The organism is Bacillus sp. LR--39 (assembly GCF_053613335.1).
The window spans coordinates 1-534 of record NZ_JBSIOT010001506.1; the positions used below are offsets into that span (position 1 = coordinate 1).

Below are 534 nucleotides of genomic sequence, written 5' to 3' on the forward strand. Positions count from 1 at the left end.
GAAGAGCTGATTGAAGCGGTCAGAAAAGCGTTGTTCAAGAGTAAAATCTGCTCATACGCGCAAGGATTTGCCCAAATGAAAGCTGCTTCTGAAGAATACAACTGGGATCTGAAATATGGTGAAATCGCTATGATCTTCCGCGGTGGCTGCATCATTCGCGCGGCATTCCTTCAGAAGATCAAAGAAGCTTACGATCGCGAGCCTGAGCTTGACAACCTGCTTCTTGACAGCTATTTCAAGAATATTGTAGAAAGCTACCAAGGAGCGCTTCGCCAAGTGATTTCACTTGCAGTTGCCCAAGGTGTGCCGGTGCCATCATTCTCAAGCGCATTAGCCTACTATGACAGCTACCGCACAGCCGTACTGCCTGCAAACTTAATCCAAGCACAGCGCGACTACTTTGGCGCTCATACGTATGAGCGTACTGACAAAGAAGGCATCTTCCATACTGAATGGATGAAGTAATGAATAGAAACCCCCGAAGCTATAGAGCTTCGGGGGTTTTGTTATTAATGAGAGTGCTATACCTCTGTG

General features: G+C 46.8%; 1 pseudogene. It reads left to right on the plus strand.

The window, feature by feature from the left end:
- Window positions 1-465: pseudogene (locus tag ACWHAR_RS31445) on the plus strand (NADP-dependent phosphogluconate dehydrogenase); the annotation flags it as partial.
- Between the last annotated feature and the right edge of the window lie 69 nt (window positions 466-534).